General features: G+C 46.4%; 19 protein-coding genes. 8 read left to right on the forward strand and 11 right to left on the reverse strand.

The annotated features are described in order from the left end of the window. Positions 1–94: 94 nt before the first annotated feature. Entirely contained in the window at positions 95–874 is a 780-nt protein-coding gene (locus AAEU32_RS14045; RefSeq protein ID WP_421971169.1) for a DUF2189 domain-containing protein, read from the reverse strand. A 256-nt stretch (positions 875–1130) separates the two neighbouring features. On the opposite strand from AAEU32_RS14045, the gene udp reads away from it, so the two are divergent. Continuing rightward, complete coding sequence (gene udp / locus AAEU32_RS14050; protein WP_421971170.1) at positions 1131–1892, forward strand: uridine phosphorylase; 762 nt, start codon at positions 1131–1133, stop codon at positions 1890–1892. Here udp and cdd read toward each other — a convergent pair. Both cdd and ppc read right to left on the reverse strand, forming a co-directional pair. Continuing rightward, positions 1850–2725, reverse strand: a complete 876-nt coding sequence (gene cdd / locus AAEU32_RS14055) for a cytidine deaminase (RefSeq protein ID WP_421971171.1) — start codon at positions 2723–2725, stop codon at positions 1850–1852. The genes udp and cdd overlap by 43 nt on opposite strands. A gap of 142 nt (positions 2726–2867) precedes the next feature. Next, on the reverse strand, positions 2868–5492 hold the full coding sequence (ppc, locus tag AAEU32_RS14060; protein WP_421971172.1) for a phosphoenolpyruvate carboxylase: 2625 nt from the start codon (positions 5490–5492) through the stop codon (positions 2868–2870). A gap of 262 nt (positions 5493–5754) precedes the next feature. On the opposite strand from ppc, the gene AAEU32_RS14065 reads away from it, so the two are divergent. Both AAEU32_RS14065 and AAEU32_RS14070 read left to right on the forward strand, forming a co-directional pair. Next, the gene (locus tag AAEU32_RS14065; RefSeq protein ID WP_421971173.1) at positions 5755–6480 is read left to right on the forward strand and encodes a tetratricopeptide repeat protein; all 726 of its coding nucleotides are present in this window, start codon (positions 5755–5757) and stop codon (positions 6478–6480) included. Between the two features lie 175 nt (positions 6481–6655). Beyond that, positions 6656–7375, forward strand: a complete 720-nt coding sequence (locus AAEU32_RS14070; RefSeq protein WP_421971174.1) for a PP2C family protein-serine/threonine phosphatase — start codon at positions 6656–6658, stop codon at positions 7373–7375. Positions 7376–7396: 21 nt separating this feature from the next. On the opposite strand, the gene AAEU32_RS14075 is transcribed toward AAEU32_RS14070, so the two are convergent. From AAEU32_RS14075 to AAEU32_RS14095, 5 genes are all read right to left on the reverse strand, one after another. Then, entirely contained in the window at positions 7397–7660 is a 264-nt protein-coding gene (locus tag AAEU32_RS14075) for a CBU_0592 family membrane protein (RefSeq protein ID WP_421971175.1), read from the reverse strand. A 67-nt stretch (positions 7661–7727) separates the two neighbouring features. Beyond that, positions 7728–7979 (reverse strand): hypothetical protein, encoded by a 252-nt coding sequence (locus AAEU32_RS14080; protein ID WP_421971176.1) that lies wholly within the window; start codon positions 7977–7979, stop codon positions 7728–7730. A gap of 51 nt (positions 7980–8030) precedes the next feature. Beyond that, positions 8031–8435 carry a DUF1761 domain-containing protein gene (locus tag AAEU32_RS14085; RefSeq protein ID WP_421971177.1) on the reverse strand — a complete coding sequence of 135 codons (405 nt, stop codon included), beginning with the start codon at positions 8433–8435 and terminating at the stop codon, positions 8031–8033. 124 nt (positions 8436–8559) lie between these two features. Beyond that, positions 8560–8982 carry a nuclear transport factor 2 family protein gene (locus AAEU32_RS14090; RefSeq protein ID WP_421971178.1) on the reverse strand — a complete coding sequence of 141 codons (423 nt, stop codon included), beginning with the start codon at positions 8980–8982 and terminating at the stop codon, positions 8560–8562. Then, complete coding sequence (locus tag AAEU32_RS14095) at positions 8975–10279, reverse strand: metal-dependent hydrolase family protein (RefSeq protein ID WP_421971179.1); 1305 nt, start codon at positions 10277–10279, stop codon at positions 8975–8977. Before AAEU32_RS14095 ends, AAEU32_RS14090 begins: the two co-directional genes overlap by 8 nt. Positions 10280–10491: 212 nt before the next feature. Here AAEU32_RS14095 and AAEU32_RS14100 point away from each other — a divergent pair, with 212 nt between their 5' ends. Together AAEU32_RS14100 and AAEU32_RS14105 are read left to right on the forward strand one after the other, a co-directional pair. Beyond that, on the forward strand, positions 10492–11559 hold the full coding sequence (locus AAEU32_RS14100; RefSeq protein ID WP_421971180.1) for a ketoacyl-ACP synthase III: 1068 nt from the start codon (positions 10492–10494) through the stop codon (positions 11557–11559). A 128-nt stretch (positions 11560–11687) separates the two neighbouring features. Beyond that, a complete protein-coding gene (locus tag AAEU32_RS14105) occupies positions 11688–12062 on the forward strand; it encodes a SpoIIAA family protein (RefSeq protein WP_421971181.1) in 375 nt (124 codons plus the stop codon). Between the two features lie 38 nt (positions 12063–12100). Here AAEU32_RS14105 and AAEU32_RS14110 read toward each other — a convergent pair whose 3' ends face one another. After that, positions 12101–13468, reverse strand: coding sequence for a leucyl aminopeptidase family protein (locus tag AAEU32_RS14110; protein WP_421971182.1), 1368 nt, complete (start codon positions 13466–13468; stop codon positions 12101–12103). Positions 13469–13539: 71 nt separating this feature from the next. Here AAEU32_RS14110 and thpR point away from each other — a divergent pair, with 71 nt between their 5' ends. Further along, entirely contained in the window at positions 13540–14088 is a 549-nt protein-coding gene (gene thpR, locus AAEU32_RS14115; RefSeq protein WP_421971183.1) for an RNA 2',3'-cyclic phosphodiesterase, read from the forward strand. On the opposite strand, the gene AAEU32_RS14120 is transcribed toward thpR, so the two are convergent. Beyond that, positions 14085–14471, reverse strand: coding sequence for a hypothetical protein (locus AAEU32_RS14120; protein ID WP_421971184.1), 387 nt, complete (start codon positions 14469–14471; stop codon positions 14085–14087). The two genes, thpR and AAEU32_RS14120, sit on opposite strands and share 4 nt — an antisense overlap. Before the next feature lie 223 nt (positions 14472–14694). Here AAEU32_RS14120 and AAEU32_RS14125 point away from each other — a divergent pair, with 223 nt between their 5' ends. Next, positions 14695–17280 (forward strand): TonB-dependent receptor plug domain-containing protein, encoded by a 2586-nt coding sequence (locus AAEU32_RS14125; protein WP_421971185.1) that lies wholly within the window; start codon positions 14695–14697, stop codon positions 17278–17280. 114 nt (positions 17281–17394) lie between these two features. Beyond that, on the forward strand, positions 17395–18885 hold the full coding sequence (locus AAEU32_RS14130) for a tetratricopeptide repeat-containing sulfotransferase family protein (RefSeq protein WP_421971186.1): 1491 nt from the start codon (positions 17395–17397) through the stop codon (positions 18883–18885). Here AAEU32_RS14130 and AAEU32_RS14135 read toward each other — a convergent pair. Next, positions 18818–19726 carry an alpha/beta fold hydrolase gene (locus AAEU32_RS14135; protein ID WP_421971187.1) on the reverse strand — a complete coding sequence of 303 codons (909 nt, stop codon included), beginning with the start codon at positions 19724–19726 and terminating at the stop codon, positions 18818–18820. The two genes, AAEU32_RS14130 and AAEU32_RS14135, sit on opposite strands and share 68 nt — an antisense overlap. Between the last annotated feature and the right edge of the window lie 558 nt (positions 19727–20284).

Genomic DNA, 20284 nt, shown 5'->3' on the forward strand with positions numbered 1-20284 from the left:
ACAAGCGCGAAGACGTTGTCAAACGTACACTGTTCGACACGGTTTTGGTGGGTGACTGCCTATGCATTAAAGGTGCATAAGCCTGCCATCTGCGTTATTCGTACTTACGTGGACGTTTGGTTTTGATGGTGGCGATATAGCCATGCCAGCTTGCATAACTTAATAGCGGCATAATCACAATGAACCCAGCCGTGCCCGTTGCAAACCCAACTAACACCAGCGTCACAATACATGCACACCACACAATCATTGCGCCAATGTTATTGCGTACCGCATGCATCGATGTCACCACGGCAGTCATAATATCCACTCTGCGTTCCATCATGATTTGCGGCGTAAAGGCTGAAATGGCAAATACGCTTACCAATAACACTCCACCGATGATTGAGCCCAAGGTCAAAAACGCACTAAGCTCTTCAAAGCTAGGGTTAGGCGTGTTTGGATAGAGCGCATGCACAAGTGCCGCCAAACGCATCCACACAATCATGATCACCATGAGTAAAATAGCAAAACCCCACTCTCCTGCAGGATTGCGGAACATTGACTTTAGACTATGTCGAAATGTGGGAGTATGACCTTTCTCAAGCTCCCATGCCACATCATACAATCCCGCGGCAAATGCCGGACCTATCAAAGCAAACGCAACGGCCGCTGGTAAAAGAACCAAGTGACTGTCGCTTGCATAGGCGAAGTAGAGAATGGCGGCGGGAATAAGGGTAAATACTAGGCCATAAATTAGACTTAAAATTGGCGCTCTGGCCATGTCTTTGAATGCTAATGCGAGCCAATGAAATGGAGCAAAAGCGGATATCTGATTACACTCAAAACAGCGTGCAAACTCACTGTGACTCGTCGCGTTAGTCGATGCAGCCATAACTTACCTCCTGTGATACATTTACAAAGTCAGTGCTTTGGTTAACGCTTTTTGTGCGATTTAAGTCTTTTGTACATATTTCGTACGGACTTGCGCATTGTTTCTCTACACTGACTATTTAACATCTAGTTGACATTTACGGGGCTGGCAAGCTAATTGGATCAAACATATCGGACATAAGTCCTTATTGACCCACTGCAAACAGTCGCAGCATGTGATGTTATTACCAGTAAGGGATATAAAACAAAGGGTTACTATGAAAACAGTGTTTCACCTAGGAATTAGTCAAGCCGACCTTAAAGGTGCCACCTTGGCCATCATACCGGGCGCACCGGAGCGAGCAGGCGTCATTGCACAGTTGTTAGACAATCATGAGTGTTTGGCTAAGCATCGAGAGTTTCATGTATACCTTGGGCATATCAACAACATCCCTGTTGTGGTGTGTTCAACGGGTATTGGTGGCCCATCTACTTCCATTGCTGTGGAAGAGCTGGCGCAATTAGGCGTGAACACCTTTTTGCGTGTTGGCACCACAGGTGCTATCCAAAAGCACATTAACGTTGGCGATTTGCTTATCACCCATGCATCAGTGCGTTTAGATGGGGCGTCACACCATTTTGCGCCCCCGAGTTACCCAGCAGTCGCCGACTTCAAAGCCACTGCAGCACTGGTTAAGGCCTGTGAAAAAAATAACGTGGCGCACCATATCGGTATCACCGCATCGAGCGATACCTTTTATCCGGGACAGGAGCGATATGATACGCACAGTGGCTATGTCCCAACGCACCTCCAAGGCAGCATGAAACAATGGCAAGCACTCAATGTGATGAATTATGAGATGGAATCAGCAACCTTACTGACCATGTGCAATGCGCTAGGCCTCAAGGCTGCATGTATCGCCGGTGTATTGGTTAACCGTTGTAATCAAGAAATTCCCAATGTAGATATTGCTGAAGTAGAACGACGTTCAATCACTCAAGTTATTGACGCGGCACGCGCGCTGCTTGAGGATAAATAATCAAACTGAGCGTGTGCAGCCACCACCTTAACAATGGACTGTACAGCGCTTTGGTGCGATTTAAGGCTGGGCTCTTCGGCAAGAGTCACGGCACTTATTTTATCAAAATCAATCCCTTTTCCAGTCAAGGCTATCTGGCTTAAGGCGGCTAAGAATGGGTTAAAGCTTGGATTAAACGCTGCATTTTCAATGTAACGACCAAAATAAGCTTTACCCTCATAATCAATCTGTACCGCAGCGCGCCCACCACTGTATGGCGCATAGCTGTGTGCTAAATGGCTCATCAATGCGCTGCGTTGATCATTGCTATTGCTCTGCGCGCTCAGCTGCTCTGAGGTTGTGAGTACTCTTTGTGAAATGTTTAAGTCTTCAGGGCCAAATGCCAGTGGCAGCAATTGCTCAAGGTCGGTGTGAGTATCATTAATGCTCACCGCTAAGCGTTGGTTGACCACAAACTCATTCATGAATTGACGACAATACCCGCACGGCGCGGCATTGATGTAAATATGCTTAAGCGCCACAGCACCATTTAGCCAAGCGTTATGTATCGCCGTTTGTTCAGCATGAACCGCAGTATCTAAGGCGCAATGCGGTAATTCTACATTCACTCCCAGTGCAAAAAAGTCCTCGCCATGCTCATTTTCAGCGCGCACCAAAGCGCTCACATAAAATTTTGAAATGGGGGGAAAAGCCCACGACTTAAAGTGCGCCAATAGCCATTTCGCAGTGGCATTGTCATCAGCATCTAATTGCAGCGCGAGTTGTTGAAATTGTTCGCAAGTAATGATCCCGCGTTGAGCGGTTATGGCATCAAGCAATGAAGATTGGCTCACTCATTAGCCTTGTATAATTATTATTTTCGCCGATAGTAACTCAGCAACCCACTGCGGGCAAATTCATACCTCAAAGGTCACATTGCTCTAGGTAAGAAGTTCGCCCCGCACATAGTAGATTGCGCGGGGCATTGAAGTGCGATTAACCGGTATTGCGCATTCCTGCTGCGATGCCTGTCATTGTGATCATCAACGCGTTATCCAGCGCCTCGGAGCTTTCACTGCGAGCGCGTTTAAGCAACTCCACTTGCAGCACATTCAGAGGATCGGTGTACGGGTTTCTCAAGGCTATGGACTCTCGGATCCATGGTTGATGCCCTAACAAAGTGTGCTCAGGGCTTAGCTCTTTGATGAGCGCGACTGCCTGTGCCAATTCCTCACGCAGCTTATCGCCCAAAGGCTGTAACTGTGCACTCACCAAATGTTGGTCGTAGTAAGCGCTGAGCCAACTGTCGGCCTTACAAAATACCATTTCCAACATTTCTATCCGAGTGCGGAAAAATGGCCATTGTTGCGACATTTGCTGCAACCTCTGCTCACCAAATTTCTCAATCGCCGCCGCCAAGCCTTGATAAGCACCAAGCCAAGCGGGAAGCATCAAGCGGTTTTGTGACCATGCAAAAATCCACGGAATTGCACGTAAGCTCTCAACACCACCATGAGGATTGCGTTTGGCCGGTCGCGAACCGAGTGGCAACTTACCGAGTTCTTGTTCCGGCGTTGCGCTACGAAAATACGGTACAAAATCTGGGTTTTCACGCACTACGCTGCGATAATGTGCGCACGATACATCACTTATCAAGGCCATCGCATCACGCCACTGCGGCTGAGGCTCTGGTGGTGGCAATAGGTTGCCTTCAAGTACCGCGCCAACATATAAGTGCAGGCTCTGCTTAGCCACACTTGGCAAACCAAACTTAAAGCGGATCATCTCCCCTTGTTCAGTGACACGCAAGCCGTTTTTTAAACTTCCCGGCGGTTGCGAACGCAGCGCTTGTGCCGCAGGCGCACCGCCGCGCCCTACCGTGCCGCCACGACCGTGAAACAGCACTAACTCAATACCATTATCCTCGCTCAGAGCCACTAATGACTCCATCGCGCTGTATTGCGCCCAACCAGCCGCCATCATACCGGCATCCTTAGCTGAATCAGAGTAACCAATCATGACATGCTGATGTGGCCCCATAATACCTCGGTAAACATCATTCGCGTAAAGCGTAGACATTACCTGCGGTGCACGATTTAAATCATCGAGCGTTTCAAAAAGTGGCGCTACTGGCATATTGAAGCCACAGCCTACTTCTTTGAGCAGCAGTTTTACTGCGAGCACATCAGAGGCTTGTCGTGCCATAGAGATAATGTAAATGCCAAATTTATCGGCACGGTTATTGGCGATGACTTTGAAGGTATCAAGCACTTCTTGGGTTTGCTCTGATCCCTGCCAATGAGCAGGTAAAAGCGGGCGTTTGCTGGCCAGTTCAGACTCCAAAAACGCGAGTTTTTGTTGCTCGTCCCACTGGCTGTAATCACCGAGTTGTAAATATTCGGTGATTTCAGCGAGTACCTGCGCATGCCTATCACTGTCTTGGCGAATATCTAATTGGCTCAACTGCAAGCCAAAACAACGACAACGGATCAGGGTATCGCGCAGTAAACCATCGGCAATAGTCTGCATATTGTTTGCGCACAGCGAGTCGTAGCATATTTGCAGTACTGAGCTGACCTGCTCAATGTCGGTAATACAGTCTTGGCCACGTGGACTTTGACCAGTAATTTTCGCTTCTAGATATTCATGGGTGAGTCGCAGTTGGCGACGTAGTTCCTTGAGGACTGTGCGATAGGGTTCGTGTGCCTCAGTACTCAGTGCTAACAACTCAGCGCTTGCTTGATGCATCGACAACTCACTGATCAACTGATTAAGGTCACGAATGTATAAGTCCAACGCCATCCAGCGACCGTGTTCAATAACGCTTTGCGTCACCTTTGCGGTGACAAAAGGATTACCGTCTCGATCGCCCCCCATCCAAGATGTGAAACGCACTGGCTGCGCATTTTTGTCTAAACCAATACCTAGTTGGGCGTTAAGTAATTGGTCTAACTCTTTGACATATTCGGGCACCGCTTGCCAAAGACTATTCTCAATAACCGCAAATCCCCACTTCGCTTCATCAAGTGGTGTCGGTCGACTGCGGCGAATTTCATCCGTGTGCCACGCTTGCGCTATAAGTTGACGTACGCGCTCCATCAGGCGTGCTCGCTCTGAGGGTAATAAGTCACTTAACTCTAATTGGTTTAAACAATCACTGAGCTCGACATGCTTATTGATTAGGGTGCGCCGCGTGACCTCAGTTGGATGTGCGGTAAGCACAAGATTAATATCTAATTTTTCAACAGCTTCTTGTATTTTATCTGGACTAACATGGTTGTGCTTTAAACGATTTAACGTTTGTTCTAACGGGTCGAGCTGGCAAAAGCCAACATCTGCATTACGAGAAACGGTGTGGTACTGCTCTGCCACATTGGCCAAGTTTAAGAATTGATTGAATGAGCGCACCACCAACAGCAATTCATCATCACTCAAGTTTTGCAGCTCTGCGAGCAACTTGGCTCTTGCAGCATCATCGCCATTACGGGAGCTCTTTGCTAACTGACGGATTTCTTCGACTTTATTTAATGCGTTTTCACCTTGGGCAGCGGCAATCGTCTGCCCCAGCACTTGGCCCAATAAACTTACATTACTTCTCAGTGCAGCATATTGGTCACTCATCCTCATTCTCCTGTTGCTGTTTAAATGGCTTAGGTCTTTTCAGTTGTAGCATGGAACGCGTGTTCATTTGAAGTGCACACACAGGTGATAAATATTAATGTGATGGATTAAATATAATCCGTACCCCTTTCAAACACTCGGTTTGAGTGATAACGATACAAATTTTCATCACTTTTTTTGCAATATTTTTGTAGCAGTACTTTGTATAAACCCAAATAAACAAGCTAGAATCAGGAAGATAGCAGTGACCTTGGAGAGACTTATGTTGCGAAAAACCCTATATACCGCGAGCCTTTGCGTCGCTTTCGCTCTGAGCGCCCCCGCTCAAGCAGGATTAGAAGAAGGCATAGCTGCTGCAAATGTTGGCGACTTTGAAAGAGCAGTCAGTGAATTTCAATATCTCGCAGACAAAGGATTTGCACCGGGCATTTATGAGTTGGCGCAATTATACGAAGGTGGTTTTGGAGTACCTAAGAACCAGCACAAAGCAGCCGAACTATATCAGCAAGCCGTTGATCAACAATATCCTGATGCAATGTTCTCTTTGGCGGTAATGTACCAAGAAGGCCGTGGCGTTAAAGTCGACCTGCAACGTGCGGTGGAATTATTCACTAGCGCTGCAGAAAAAGGGATAGCCGCAGCCCAATATAATCTGGGTGTCATGTATACCAATGGTGAAGGTGTACTTAAAGACTACAATGCCGCTGTAGATTGGTACCAAAAAGCAGCTGCACAAAACTACACTCTGGCACAGTTCAACCTTGCCCTGATGTATTACGATGGCCTAGGCGTTCAAAAAAGCCTAGAGAAGTCATACATCTGGAACACGATTGCAGAGTACAATGGCAACGACAACGCCAGTACAAGTCGCAAGCTTGACGAGCGTAAGCTGCAACCAGAAGTAATAGAAAGGGCCAAGAAAACAGCCGATGATATCTATCAAAGAATTCTCGCTGGTAGATATGTTGGCGAAGGTCGACGCTTATAATGCAGGCGCATTAGCATCATGATGAGGACTGACACAGCAGTCCTCATAACATGCGTGTTTGCAAACGAAGCTAGTTCAATTCCAGTCTAAAGGATTAGAGTGTCAAAATGGAATTTGCGATCCTCCTTGCAACGCTTTCATATCAACAACTCTTAAAGGATTTCAAGGGGATGGTATGAAATTAATCAGTAACGGACTGAGCCATCAAGGCTTTGTACGACATACAAATGAAGACGCGTTACTCGAATTACCAGAGCACAAAGTGTGGGTGATTGCCGATGGTATGGGCAGTCATGTACACGGCGATTTTGCCAGTGAGTTAATCATCACTGAAATTAAAAATCAGCTGAGCAATGGTGCTTGTCATAACAATAAACTCAGTGCGATACGCGATGCTTTAAGCAATGCCAACGAACGGCTTTACCACTACAGTGTAAACCAACTCAAAGGACAAAAGGTTGGTTCAACAGCAGTTGTATTAGTGCTCACGGAAGATACATATCATTATATATGGGTGGGAGATAGTCGCGGCTACTTGTTGCGCAATAATGTTCTCAGCCAACAAACACGCGACCATAGTCAGGTAAATGAACTACTCGACGAGGGTGCCATTACCGATGCGCAAGCAACCGCACACCCGCTCAATAGCAAAGTTTCAAGGGCTATAGGGGTCAGTGCCAACGTTATCATTGACTCGGTCCAAGGCCCCCTTGTTCACAATGACACCTTTTTGCTGTGCAGCGATGGCCTAACGGGCCAGTTGTCAGACGTAGAAATTGAGCATGCATTAATTGACAGCGCCACAAACGTAAATGCCCAAAATCTTGTGCAATCTGTGCTCGACAGAGGCGCACAAGACAATGTCAGCTGTATCTTGGTCAAATACGCAAGTTAACAAACAATATTGCGCGCTGTTCTATGCACTCTGTGGAGCCTTTTTAGCCTTGAGGTAGTTGTAAATACCTATCAGTGACGCGGCTATCCAGAAGATTTCGATAACAAAGCTAGCAAGGTTAAAGTTGTAGCAAAGGCTGATAAGCAGCAAGATTGCGCCACTGAGGTTCATGAGGTTATATCCCATGCCAGAGGCGGGTAATTTACCCAGTTGCAATAAGAAAAAAGCACCAACCACCAAAAATGTGCCGCTCATGCCAATTACGTCAAATAATATGTCCATCATGTCCTACTCAATAATGAAACCTGCGCCAGCCTACCAAGCAACACACGCACACCTAAGGACATATGCCCTACTTCATATGGACTTTCTGACCAATCATTTTTAAAGCAGGTGTTCCTCTGATCATTGTTTGGCGCGCAAATACTTGATGGCAGTTAGGGCAAGTTGCTGTTTGCTCAGTGTAATCTTCAACAATGCGTTCGATGAAACACTTAACTAATGCTCCTTTTCCGCCCTTGCGATACTTATAGAGCTGAGTGCGACATTTTGCGCAAAATATGTCGACGGTACGCACAGGACCTTTTTTATTGGGTTTGGCCATGACACTCCCCAGTGACAAAACCGTGAGTGTAACATCGATAGGTAACGAGGATTAACTCCAAAGCCCGAGAATAAAACCGATTAAGGTAAACTGCACGGTATGATAGCCACCATTAACCAGAAATAATTTAAGGGGTCGCTGCTCAAACAAGTAACTGATCCCAAATGAGGTCGCAACCCAAGCGATACCTGCAACAAATCCAGCTCCCACGGCAAAACCTAAATCGGGGTTAGGACCCAAAAACAAAGCAAAAGCGAAAGAAGCGATAAGTGAGAGGATAAACGCCAACAAAAAGACTTTTTTCATTGATGCATTCGCCAAGTCGACGTCGGTCAAACCGCACCCATCAAGCCATGCAGATTTGAACATGTAGGATGAATACCAAAAACCACCCAGAACAAAGCAAGCCAAGGCGGACACAAAAACAGCAAGGAAATTTAGTTCAGAAAAATTCATAAGATTACCCACTCAAGGCTAACACTTAAAGCGTAGTCTTTTATTAGCATTACAGCAACGCTGTAGCCCCAGTGAAATGCGCTGACACGCTTATTTTTACTGGCCTAGAGCGCGAGCATACATCTTAATGGGTTGTCTCTGTCTTTTTAATGGGGAACGGCTCACTCGGTGAGCCTTGGTGATACACCAAACGCCAATGGTCAGTGTCGCTTAAACGCCAAATCGACATCCGTGTAGAAAAATGCCATTGGCCGCCCTTTATCCGTCTAAGGGCAGCGCTATAGGATATTTGCACCACGGTGTCGCTGAGCATACGGCCTGTAAAATCTTGATTATGGAATACCGGTTTACGCCCCTTAGATTGTTCTCTAGGAGCGCGCAGCAGAACACTTTCTTTGTTCATACGCCGACCATCAGTCGACACCTCAATGAAGTCATCATCAAGTAATTCATCAAGTCGCGCAGCATCGGCACGTACTTCTTCGCGCATCAAAGTGCGCTCCAGCTCTATTAATTGCTCCAATAGCTGCGCTTTGATTTTACTCATGATTTTTTACAATATTCCCTTGTTTCATTACGAAGTCTACAGACAGCAGTTGCCCAATGTCCTCTAGTGGCGATTTGTCTACAGCAATTACATCAGCGTAGTAGCCGGTTGTTAATTTGCCAACTTCTTGTCCCATATTCAATACCTTAGGTGCGGCTTCTAAACTTGTCGCCAACGCTTGACGAGGTGTCATTCCATAATTTACTAACAGCACAAATTCCTGTGCATTATCGCCATGACGCGAAACCCCAGAGTCTGTGCCGAAGGCAATATTAATATCCGCGTTCAAAGCCTGTTGGAAAGAGGCTTTTACCACAGGTGCCACCGTTTGTATTTTCTCGACGATGGCTGCTGGCATGTTGGGATTATTGCCAACTTCTTTGGCTACTGTCACGCCCGCCATTAAGGTAGGCACCAAATACGCTTTGGTTTTTTTAAACAACTTAATCGTGTCTTTATCTAAGTATGAGCCATGTTCGATAGAATCCACTCCGGCTCTAAGTGCAGCGGCTATGCCACCGGTGCCATGAGCATGTGCCGTTACAGGACGCCCTAAGTTGTGAGCAGTATCAACAATGGCACCCAGCTCTGCATCGGTTAACTGTTGATTCAACCCCGCTTTTGTATTGCTCAGCACACCACCTGTGGCTGTAACTTTAATTACCTGAGCGCCAGATTTAACCATCTCACGCACCGCTCGTGCGCAGTCATCAGCGCCATCACATACCCCCATTCTTGGAGCGAATGCATCGAGCACCTCTTGACGGTAACCGTGCATGTCAGCATGTCCACCTGTGGGTGTAATTGCCTCTCCAGCGGCGATGATACGCGGACCTACCAACGTATTACTGTCAACCGCGCGTTGCAAAGGGAAAATCACCTCATTGCTGCCACCTAAGTCTCGCACCGTGGTAAAACCTGCCTCTACGGTGCTGCGCAAGTAGTTAACTGAACGCAAAGCATAGTCTGCCTCCACTTCCATCAACGCACGATGCGGGTTAGCTTTAGGGTCTCGCTCAAAGCCTAGGTGTACGTGCAAGTCTACCAACCCCGGGAGCACAAATTTCTGCTTTAGATCCACAACCGACGCGTTATCTACCCCAAGATCTGCTGGACTCAGATAGCCATTGTGAATCGCCTTTACTTTACCCTTGTGTACTTCAATCGTTTGCGCTGCCAATACCTGCGCATCTGCCGCAGTGAGTAGTTGCCCAGCATGGATAAGCGTTGTTTTTGCCCACACGCTGTTTATCGATGCCGTAATCAATGCTGCTGCACAGATCAATGCCTTGTTCATGACGCATCCTCGTTTTGTTTATTTTGTTTGTATTACTGTAGGTTACGAAATAGAGTTTCGTACACTTGCGTACAATTTAAGACATCATAGTTTGCGCATATAAGCCAGTATAACTCGACCAATTGCGCGCATTTTGATATAAAACAGCAATTATAAAGACATCTGGCTTGTGCAAAGTTAGCAACCAAGATGCAGCAACAATAGGAAATTTTATGCACTATGCAGAGATCACGGGCTGGGGTAAATGCATTCCACCAGCGCGCATCAGCAATGAAGATATTGCTACCGTTGTCGACACTTCCGATGAGTGGATCAGCAGCAGAACGGGTATCAAAGCTCGTCACGTTAGTCATGTTAGTACCGCTGAACTCGCTGCAGTCGCTGCACAACGCGCACTAGATTGCGCTGGCCTTGATGCCACTGACCTCGATTTGGTATTGGTTGCAACGTGTACACCGAGTACAGTGGTTGCCAACACGGCTTCAGAAGTACAGCAGATTCTGGGCGCTAATGGCGCCGCTGCATGTGATGCTAACGCAGCATGCTCAGGGTTTTTGTATGCCTTGCAAATGGCAACTGCACAAATCCAAGCAGGTATGATCAAACGCGCAGTTGTTGTCGCTGCTGAGCGCATGACTTGGTATGTTAACTGGGCACGACGTGACAGTGCGGTACTTTTTGGGGATGGCGCAGGGGCTGTTGTACTTGAAGCAACTGAAGAGAAAGTCGGCTTGCTGGCGTCAAAATCAGGTTGTGACAGCTCTGACAGAAGTATTCTACACATAGACAACTTTGGTTCGAACATTAATAAGTACGAGGCCATTGGCGGGTCAGAAATTAACTTTATTGGCCCTGAAATTTTCAAACGCGCAGTCAAAGGCATGAGCTTAGCGTGTGATGACGTACTCAATAATGCCCAATTAAGTCTTGATGACATTGACGTGTTAGTACCTCACCAAGCCAATTTACGCATTATTCAATCAATTCAACAGCGCTTGAAAGTTGAAGATGAAAAAGTAATGGTCAATATCGATGAATACGGCAACACCTCAGCGGCAACCATTGCCATTGCGCTATGTGAAGCGGTTGAGCGTGGCATGATCAAACCAGGTGCAAATATTATGTCTGCCGCTTTTGGTGCGGGACTTACATGGGCTGCCAGCTATATTAAATGGGGCCAACGTATTACACCGCTGCGCCAAAGCACAGCTCAATTACCACAGTGCACGCAAACAGGTTTAGAGCTTATCGCTGAAGCAGTAAAAGCGTGCCAAGAGTAAGCACTCAAAACTAAGTAATTAAGGCCACATATGTGGCCTTTTTTATTGCACCAAAACATGCGCTACATCATGGCAGCACGGACAAATTCGGCTATGTTTTTAACATAAACCTGCGATGGGGTATGAACATGAAAAGACATGGTTTGCACATAGGTATAGAGCGCACTGATACACGCTTTTACATTGCGCTGGTGTTAGTTGGTACGCTGGAGCATCGTGATTACGAAGTGATCACGCCACTTTTTGATGATGCACTTGAGGGCATAGATGAACGTATCGTCGATGTATTTGTTGACGCAAGTGCGCTCGAAGGCTTTACAGCACATGCCATGTGGGATGATTTCCAACTTGGAATGGCCCATCGCAACCAGTTTAGGCGTATTGCTTTGTATGGTCACAGCCGTTGGCAAGAATATGCAGCAAAATTTGCTAATTGGTTCGTCAGTGGCGAAGTGCGCTATTTCAGTGAACAACACGACGCACTAACATGGTTAAATGAATAATACATCGGAGCCACGGGTGTGGCTCCAATCATTGTCACCTAGTGACCATACTTGTCATTGAGCATTGCATACACTGCGCGAATACCGAATGCTTCACCACCCACAGGGCGCCCCGGAAGATTTCTGATGTTCCACGCCATGACATCAAAGTGCACCCATGGTGTATTTGGCGCAACAAACTCTTGTAGATAAAGTGCAGCAGTGATTGCTCCACCAAATGGGCCTGCGCTGCAGTTAGTCATATCTGCCACATCACTATTGAGTAAGTTTTTATACTGCGCAAACAACGGCATACGCCATACAGGATCCTGACTTTGTTCACCTGCGGTGCAAAGTAAGTTAGCAACTTGCTCATCGTTACAGAAAAACCCTGGTAACTCAGTTCCCAATGCAATGCGCATGGCTCCAGTCAGGGTTGCGAAATCGATGATCAGATCTGGGTTGTCTTGTTGCGCTTCATCTAACGCGTCACATAACACCAAACGCCCTTCGGCATCGGTATTATCAATTTCGACAGTCAACCCTTTGCGTGTTTTCACTACATCGCCTGGGCGAAATGCATTACGAGACACCGCGTTTTCAACCGCAGGAACGAGTACACGCAATTGCACATTTAGGTTCATGGCCATAATGAGATTAGCCAAGCCAATTACATGAGCGGCGCCACCCATGTCTTTTTTCATCAAGCGCATACCTGCGGCCGGCTTCAAATCTAAACCACCCGAGTCAAAACACACGCCTTTTCCTACTAGGGTTACTTTAGGTGCGTTTTGTTTACCCCAGCGTAAATCAAGTAAGCGAGGCTTATTTTCACTGGCACGACCAACAAGGTGGATTGTCGGATAGTTTTGCTCAAGCAATTCGTCACCAACCCACTGAGAGAACGTGCCATTGTAACGTTGGGCCAAATCACTCATCACTTCACTCAAGTGCTGGGGCATCATGTCTGCCGCAGGAGTATTTACCAAATCGCGCACAATGTTGGTCGACTCTATTTGCGCTACCAATTGGGCATACAGGGTGTCGTCGCTTATCAATAATCGAGCTTTAGGCGCATTTACTTGCTTATAACCGCAGAATTGATAACCACCCAGAGCAAAACCTAAAGCGATATCAGCTTCATTGCTGCAATTTTTGAGGGTGTAATCAGCGTGGGGGAGCTTGGCTACCACATCACCTGCTGCCCACATATTCGTCGCGTCGTCACAGACAATAACCACACATTGGCTTTCGCCGCTTTGTGGGTTAGGAACAACACACACTTTATTTTGTTCGGCGTTGCCAGATACCCATGTACGCACAAATTCATCTTGTTGTTCAAGCCAGCTATCAAGCTGCGCTTTTTCAAATACAAAAAGTGGCACTAACGATGTATCAACTCGTGGTGTGTTTATAAGTAAATTCATTGCACACTCGCATTCTATTACGGATACTGTTGAGGATAACAATTCCACTAGCTAAATGATACTGCACAGCGATGGACACACAGACACCGAAGCATCTAGAACCCATGCGATTATTCTTCGCGCTGGGGTTGGATGCTGTGAGTAAAAACAAGATAGATAACTGGCTGCGTAGTCACGTTGAATTATCCAAACCAGCAACACAACAGCGAAACTGGCATCTCACTTTAGCGTTTCTCGGCCAAGTCACGCAGCCACTATGTGAAACCTTAATAGCACGCGCGCACACAATCGCTAGCCAACCTTTTGAATTGGCACTCGACGAGCATGAATTTTGGCCGCACAACGGTATATTTCACCTCAAGCCAAGCTCTCCTCCACAGACGTTGGTACGCCTTGCAACAGATTTGCTTGGTATGGCATCCGAGCACCACATAAAAAGTGAACACAGCCGCTTTCGCCCCCATGTGACCCTTGCTCGCAATCTCAAAGCATCGCCGTTAGTCACCAAGCAGGTGCCTGCGATTCAATTACACTGTCATGAATTCACTTTGTATCATTCTACTCGGGATGAACAAGGATTGGTGTACAAGCCACTGAGCACCTTTGCACTGCAAAGCTAGTCGGCATTTTTGTCTTTATGACTATGTTTAGGTGGTCGCGGATTGCTAAATGAGCTGGGCAAGATATCCACCCCCACTATTTTCGCTATTTTAACAACGAGCGGAATAGTGATTGGCGCAAATGGTAAGACAGCGAACACGCCCAGCCCTAACCCTTTTAACAGGTCGACAAACTGCTCATTGGCTACTTGTAGCTCTTGCTTGCTCGCTTGGCGTTTAGTGTAACGCCGATAAATATCGAGCATTTCTTTGGTTTCTTCGCGCTCTTGCGCAAGCGCCCATTTAAGCGACACCATGGCTCGACGAAGCTTCAACTTTTGCCGCCTGCGGGATATTTTAATAACCCGAACAGGCGCTTTGTGGAAGGAGCGATAAATCCGCATAACATCACTCTGAAACTTAATTGTTGTAGATTGTCACATACTTCACCAGCAGACACTAGCTTCACGTTCACCGACTCACTCAGCAACTTATTAATTAAAAAAAGTTTCACTTTGACAATAGTCGTAACTAAACAGTATTGAACTTAGTGTTAATTGTCTGTATACATTGCATATACACAATGACAACAAAGAAGCAATATCTGTATAAGTCTGGGGGACATTTATGAATTTAAAATACAGAAAACTACAATCAGCTGTACGCTGCGCTCTACTGTCAACGTCTGCTATTGCTGTGATGCACAGCGGTGCAGCATTCGCTGAAGAAGACACAAACGCTGAAAAAGCAGAAAAAATCGAAAAGATTGCGGTAGTAGGCTCGCGTGCTGCACCACGTTCAATTGGTAGCTCTCCAGTTCCTGTTGATATCATCGGCGCTGACGAGCTAGGCAAGTCTGGCAACACCGACATGCTTGAAGCTATCAAAGGCACGGTTCCTTCATTCAATGCGCATTCAAACCCTATTAGTGACGCGGCAACGCTAGTTCGCCCAGCGAACTTACGTGGTCTGCCTTCAGACAGCACGCTTGTACTACTCAATGGTAAACGCCGTCACCGCGCGTCGGTTATTGCATTCCTAGGTGGTGGTATCAACGATGGTGCACAAGGCCCTGATATCTCAGTTATTCCAAGCATTGCTCTGAAGCAAGTTGAAGTACTACGTGACGGTGCTGCGGCACAATACGGTTCTGATGCAATAGCAGGTGTAATCAACTTTGTACTAAAAGATGCAAGCGAAGGCGGTACTATCGAAGTACGCTCTGGTCAGTATTACGAAGGTGACGGCGATTCAACGCAAATCGCAGGTAACATCGGTTTACCATTTAGCGATGATGGTTTTGCGAACTTCAGCTTCCAATACAAAAATGCTGATGCAACAAGCCGCAGTGTTCAACGCCCAGATGCAGCTGCGTTTATCGAAGCTGGCGTACCCGAGGTACCAGATCCTGCGCAAATTTGGGGTTCTCCAGAAGTAAAAGACGACATCACGTTATTCGGTAACATCGGCTTAGAACTTAGCAACACCGACGAGTTCTACATGTTCGGTAACTACTCTGAGCGTGATGTACGTGGTGGCTTCTACTACCGTAACCCGCACACTCGTCCGGGCGTATACTCGAACGATGGCGGCGAAACACTTCTTGTTGGCGACTTAACAGGCGATATGAGCGGCAACTGTCCTACAGATATTGCTATTCCAACTAACGGCAGCGTATTAGACGACCCACGTTACATCAATGAAGTTGCAAACAATCCAAACTGTTTTGCTTTCAACGAAATGATCCCTGGCGGTTTCACTCCTAACTTCGGTGGTAACATCACAGATGCATCAATCACTGCGGGTGTGAAAGGCGAATACGAAGACGGCTTCCTTGCTGGTTGGTTATATGATGCAAGTGCGTCTGTAGGTTACAACGAATCTCGCTACTTCCTATACAACACAGTGAATGCATCGTTAGGTCCAGATACACCTCGCGATTTTTCACCAGGTAAATACGAGCAGCTAGAAAAAACATTCAACTACGATATGAGCAAGTTGTTTGACTGGGGCTTGTACGATGATGTGAACGTAGCAACAGGTGTAGAATGGCGTGAAGAAACCTTCACGGTTGTAGCAGGTGACGAGTCATCATTCAAAGTTGGCCCACTAACGTCTCAAGGCTTTAGTATCGGTTCTAACGGCTTCCCAGGCTTCCAGCCTTCGCAAGCGGGTGAATTCACGCGTCGTAACTACGCGGCATACGTTGACTTAGAAGCACTTGTGTCAGAAAACCTATTACTTGGTACTGCACTTCGCTACGAAGATTATGACAGCTTCGGTTCTACAGCTAACTACAAGTTTACAGCGCATTACACATTCAATGACATGTTCTCAATGCGTGGTTCAATCAGCTCTGGCTTCCGCGCTCCAACAGTAGGTCAAGCGAACGTAAGTAACGTACAAACAAACCTAAGCAGTGGCGTGTTAGTAGACTCAGCGCTATTACCACCAACAAACCCAATTTCTGTACAACTAGGTGGTACAGAGCTTGAGCCTGAAGAGTCACAAAACTACACGCTAGGTGCAGTTTACCAAAATGGTGACTTCTTCATGACTGTGGACATGTACCGTATCGACGTTGATGACCGTATTTCTCAGTCAGACAAGATTGAGCTAACACAGAACGACAAAGATGTGCTTAAAGCTGCAGGCGTTCCAAACGTTGATCAGCTAGCGCAAGTAAGCTTCTTCACAAACGACTTCGACACCACGACTAAAGGTGTGGACGTTGTTGCGAACTACAGCACTGACCTACTAGGTGGCTCATCTACGTTCAGCGCAGCATACAACTACAACAAAACTGAGGTTACTCGCTTTAGTGAAATCACAGGTGAGTTCAAGGTTCGTCGTCTAGAAGAAGACCTACCGAAGCACCGTGCAACATTCACATGGAACCAGAACTGGGATACGGTTTCAGCGTTTGTTCGTGCTAACTTCTACGGCGAGTACCAAGGCGTTCACGTAGACTATGATGCAACAGCGAAAATTGCTGACGCTTCATGGACATTCGATGCTGAAGTAACGTACCACGTGAGTGACTCTATCGGCATTTCAGCGGGTGCTCAGAACCTGTTTGATAATGAAGGCGAGAAACTTGATTTCGAAGATTCAGGTTTAGCTAACAACACATGGGGTGGTAAGTTCTATGAAACATCACCTTATGGTTTCAACGGCGGTTACTACTACGTTAAAGCGTCATACAGCTTCTAACAGTTAACTGTTTTGAATACATCGAAAAGCGGGCTTAGGTCCGCTTTTTTATGCTTGCACTGACGTGTTTAGAGCGTTATGTTGAAATCAAAATAAAGTTTACGTTGAAAAATTATGAACTTATTGGAACAAGCAAACCAGCTTCTCAGTGAAAATCGTTTGCAAGAAGCTGAGTTCCATTATAAATCTGTATTAGAGACGGGCAGCCATCAAGGTGAGGCTTTATTTGGCCTTGGTCGTATTGCCATGCGTCTAGAAAAATACCCCGAAGCGGTGGTGCTACTCCAACAAGCTTGCCAACGCTTACCTAAAGTACTTAACCCGCTTTTTGCGCTTGCCGATGCGTTTGATTCGCTGCAAAAAGGCAAAGATGCGTTTGATATTCTTGAATATTGCTGCAAAATTGCACCGCATAATAGCCATGCATTTTATCGATTAGGTTTGCACTTACTCATCTATGGACACCTAAAACAAGCGCAGAATGCGTTTTTAAAGGGGCTGAACTGCCCTATCAGTGATGTCACACCGTACCTTTATTACGAGCTCGCGCAATTAGATAAAAAACACATAACCACTGGTGAGATAGAGCAATTACATAACCTATTAGCCCGCACACAGAACCTTTCGGGCCAAGTCGTATTGCACTACACCCTTGCCAAGGCGTATCACCATCAAGGGGATAAAAATCAAGCGATGGCGCACTACCGCCTAGCAAATAGCCTGCAAGCAAAACGATGTGCCCCTTTTGGTAGTGATTTTAAACACTACATTGACGATATCATCACCACGTTCAACGCCGACTTCATCGCAGATCATCAAGATCCTGTGCAGGCCAGCTTCACACCTGTTTTTATTATTGGTATGCCGCGCAGTGGTTCCACGCTATTAGAGCGTATGCTTTGCCAACACCAAGGCGTTGCCAGTCTTGGCGAAAATGACAGTATCAGTGCGAAAGTAATGGCTTTTTTAAGCGCGAAAACGAAAAAACCTTTTCCGCACTGTCTCACTGGCAGCGATGAGCAAATGCGTGCTCAAGCCCGACAAATATACGCTCAAGAAGTCAGCAAGCGCAAACTGGGTAATGCCATTATCCTTAATAAATTGCCTGCGAATTTTCAGGCCGTAGGCGCAATAAAAGCGATTTTTCCCAATGCCAAATTTATTGACATGCGACGCAGCTTTTACCCTATGGCATGGTCTGTGTTTACCCATTACTTTGGGGCTAACGAAGCGTTTTTCTGCGACATGGATGCATTAACAACGTATTACGAAGGTTACGATGAGTTGATGGTGCATTGGCATAATGCCGTTAAAGGTAGCGTTACCACGATACATTATGAGCAGTTAATCGAACAACCTGAACAACAACTGCGTCAACTCTTTAATTGGCTGGGGCTCACTTACACCAAAGAGAGCCTGAATTATCATAAATCACGCGCTCCGGTGAGCACGCTAAGCCGTCACCAAGTGAGAAAGCCGCTTTATAACGACGCCAATAAAGCGTACAAAGAGTACGAACAGGCGTTCAAAGAGTGTTTTAGCCGTAGCGTGCAAACCAGTTCAGCACATCTTGAAACTGATCCCGCGTCGCCTGAGGGTGTGTAAGCATATCGATGTGGCCATAATTGTGTTTATGGCCATACCGACGCCCATACACATTGAGCTCACTAATACCAATACCTGATTCTTTTATAAAGCGTTCGATATCTACAGGCTGCGCCAGAGCTTTATCTTTCACCCCAGCGATGTGCAGTGTTGGGGGAAGTGCTTTGCCCTTTAAAAAAGCACCATAATCAAAGTTATCGTCACTATCTACCCACGGATTAGGCTTCACCCATTGCACGCTTTGCGCATGAGATTTTTGGGTTTCGTCATCACTCCCCCATTTCAGCCTTTTAGCAGGCAAGTAACCATGCTTTTTCGTGTATTTGGCCCCCAACCAAGACCAAAACACATTCCCTTTAAGAAATTTACTCGGGTGGCGATTCACTAAAGTACGCTTTGAACCAAAATAGGCGCAAGCACTCACTTGCTTTATATACTGAGGGAAGCGTGCAAAGGCACAATTCAACAGCACCCCTCCCCATGAATGAGCTATCCAAAATCGGGGAAATTGACCACTGTGCTCCTGAATTTTATTGATAAAAGCAGGAATATCTTCACAGATTGCTTCTGTTTGCCCGTATTGTGCATCACTGCATATAACAGGTTTACTCTCGCCACGACCTCGCAAGTCAGCAACGTAACAACGATAACCATGGCGTGCTAAAAATGGCGCTAGACCTTTATTCGTGTGAGTGTAGAAAATTTTGCCGTTTTCCACCGCGCCATGCATAAAGAACACGCAAGGCCCCTGTGCTGACTCTTTGGCTATGTAACGCAGATGCAAGGTTTGCTTAGCGTCGAGCTTAATGCTCAACGACGTTTGAATGGGTTCTGATGTCATAATTTGCACTTTTCTCTCATCGTACCAGCGTGTAAAAAAAGCGACAAGCTTGTATCCATATTCAGCGTGTGGCGGGTGCCATTCAAAATGAGAATCTGCGGCACGATGAGATTTTGGTTATAGAGTAACAACAATGCAGAACCATTATTCATTGATGTTAGAAGTTCGAGTTGCTGGAGCCACTGGCTAGATGAGCGCTAACAAAAAGGCGATGAAAATGTGCCGAAAAAGTTTGTTTGATGGTTTCTATGTTGTGTAATTCACATTTACGGTGGGCAGCGGCCTTGTACCATTAGTGGTCATAAGGCCATCATTGAGTGTGAGCAGACGTTGAACATAACTCATATTTGGACAGAAATGAGTTAGTGTATTTATTCGGTAACGCCTTACTAATGGGCGCATAAATGCTTGGCTAAAATTAGCGACGAAGGAGCGCAAGCCAAGCGTTTTGCGTCCTTTTGAGTAACTTGATACTTATTGAACCTTCTCCCCGAAGTTTAGCGAAATACTAAACTTCAAGGCGACCAAACCAAAAGGAGAAAGCTCAATGAAATTTTA

Origin of the sequence: Pseudoalteromonas maris (assembly GCF_049257235.1) — a bacterium.
GTDB lineage: Bacteria > Pseudomonadota > Gammaproteobacteria > Enterobacterales > Alteromonadaceae > Pseudoalteromonas.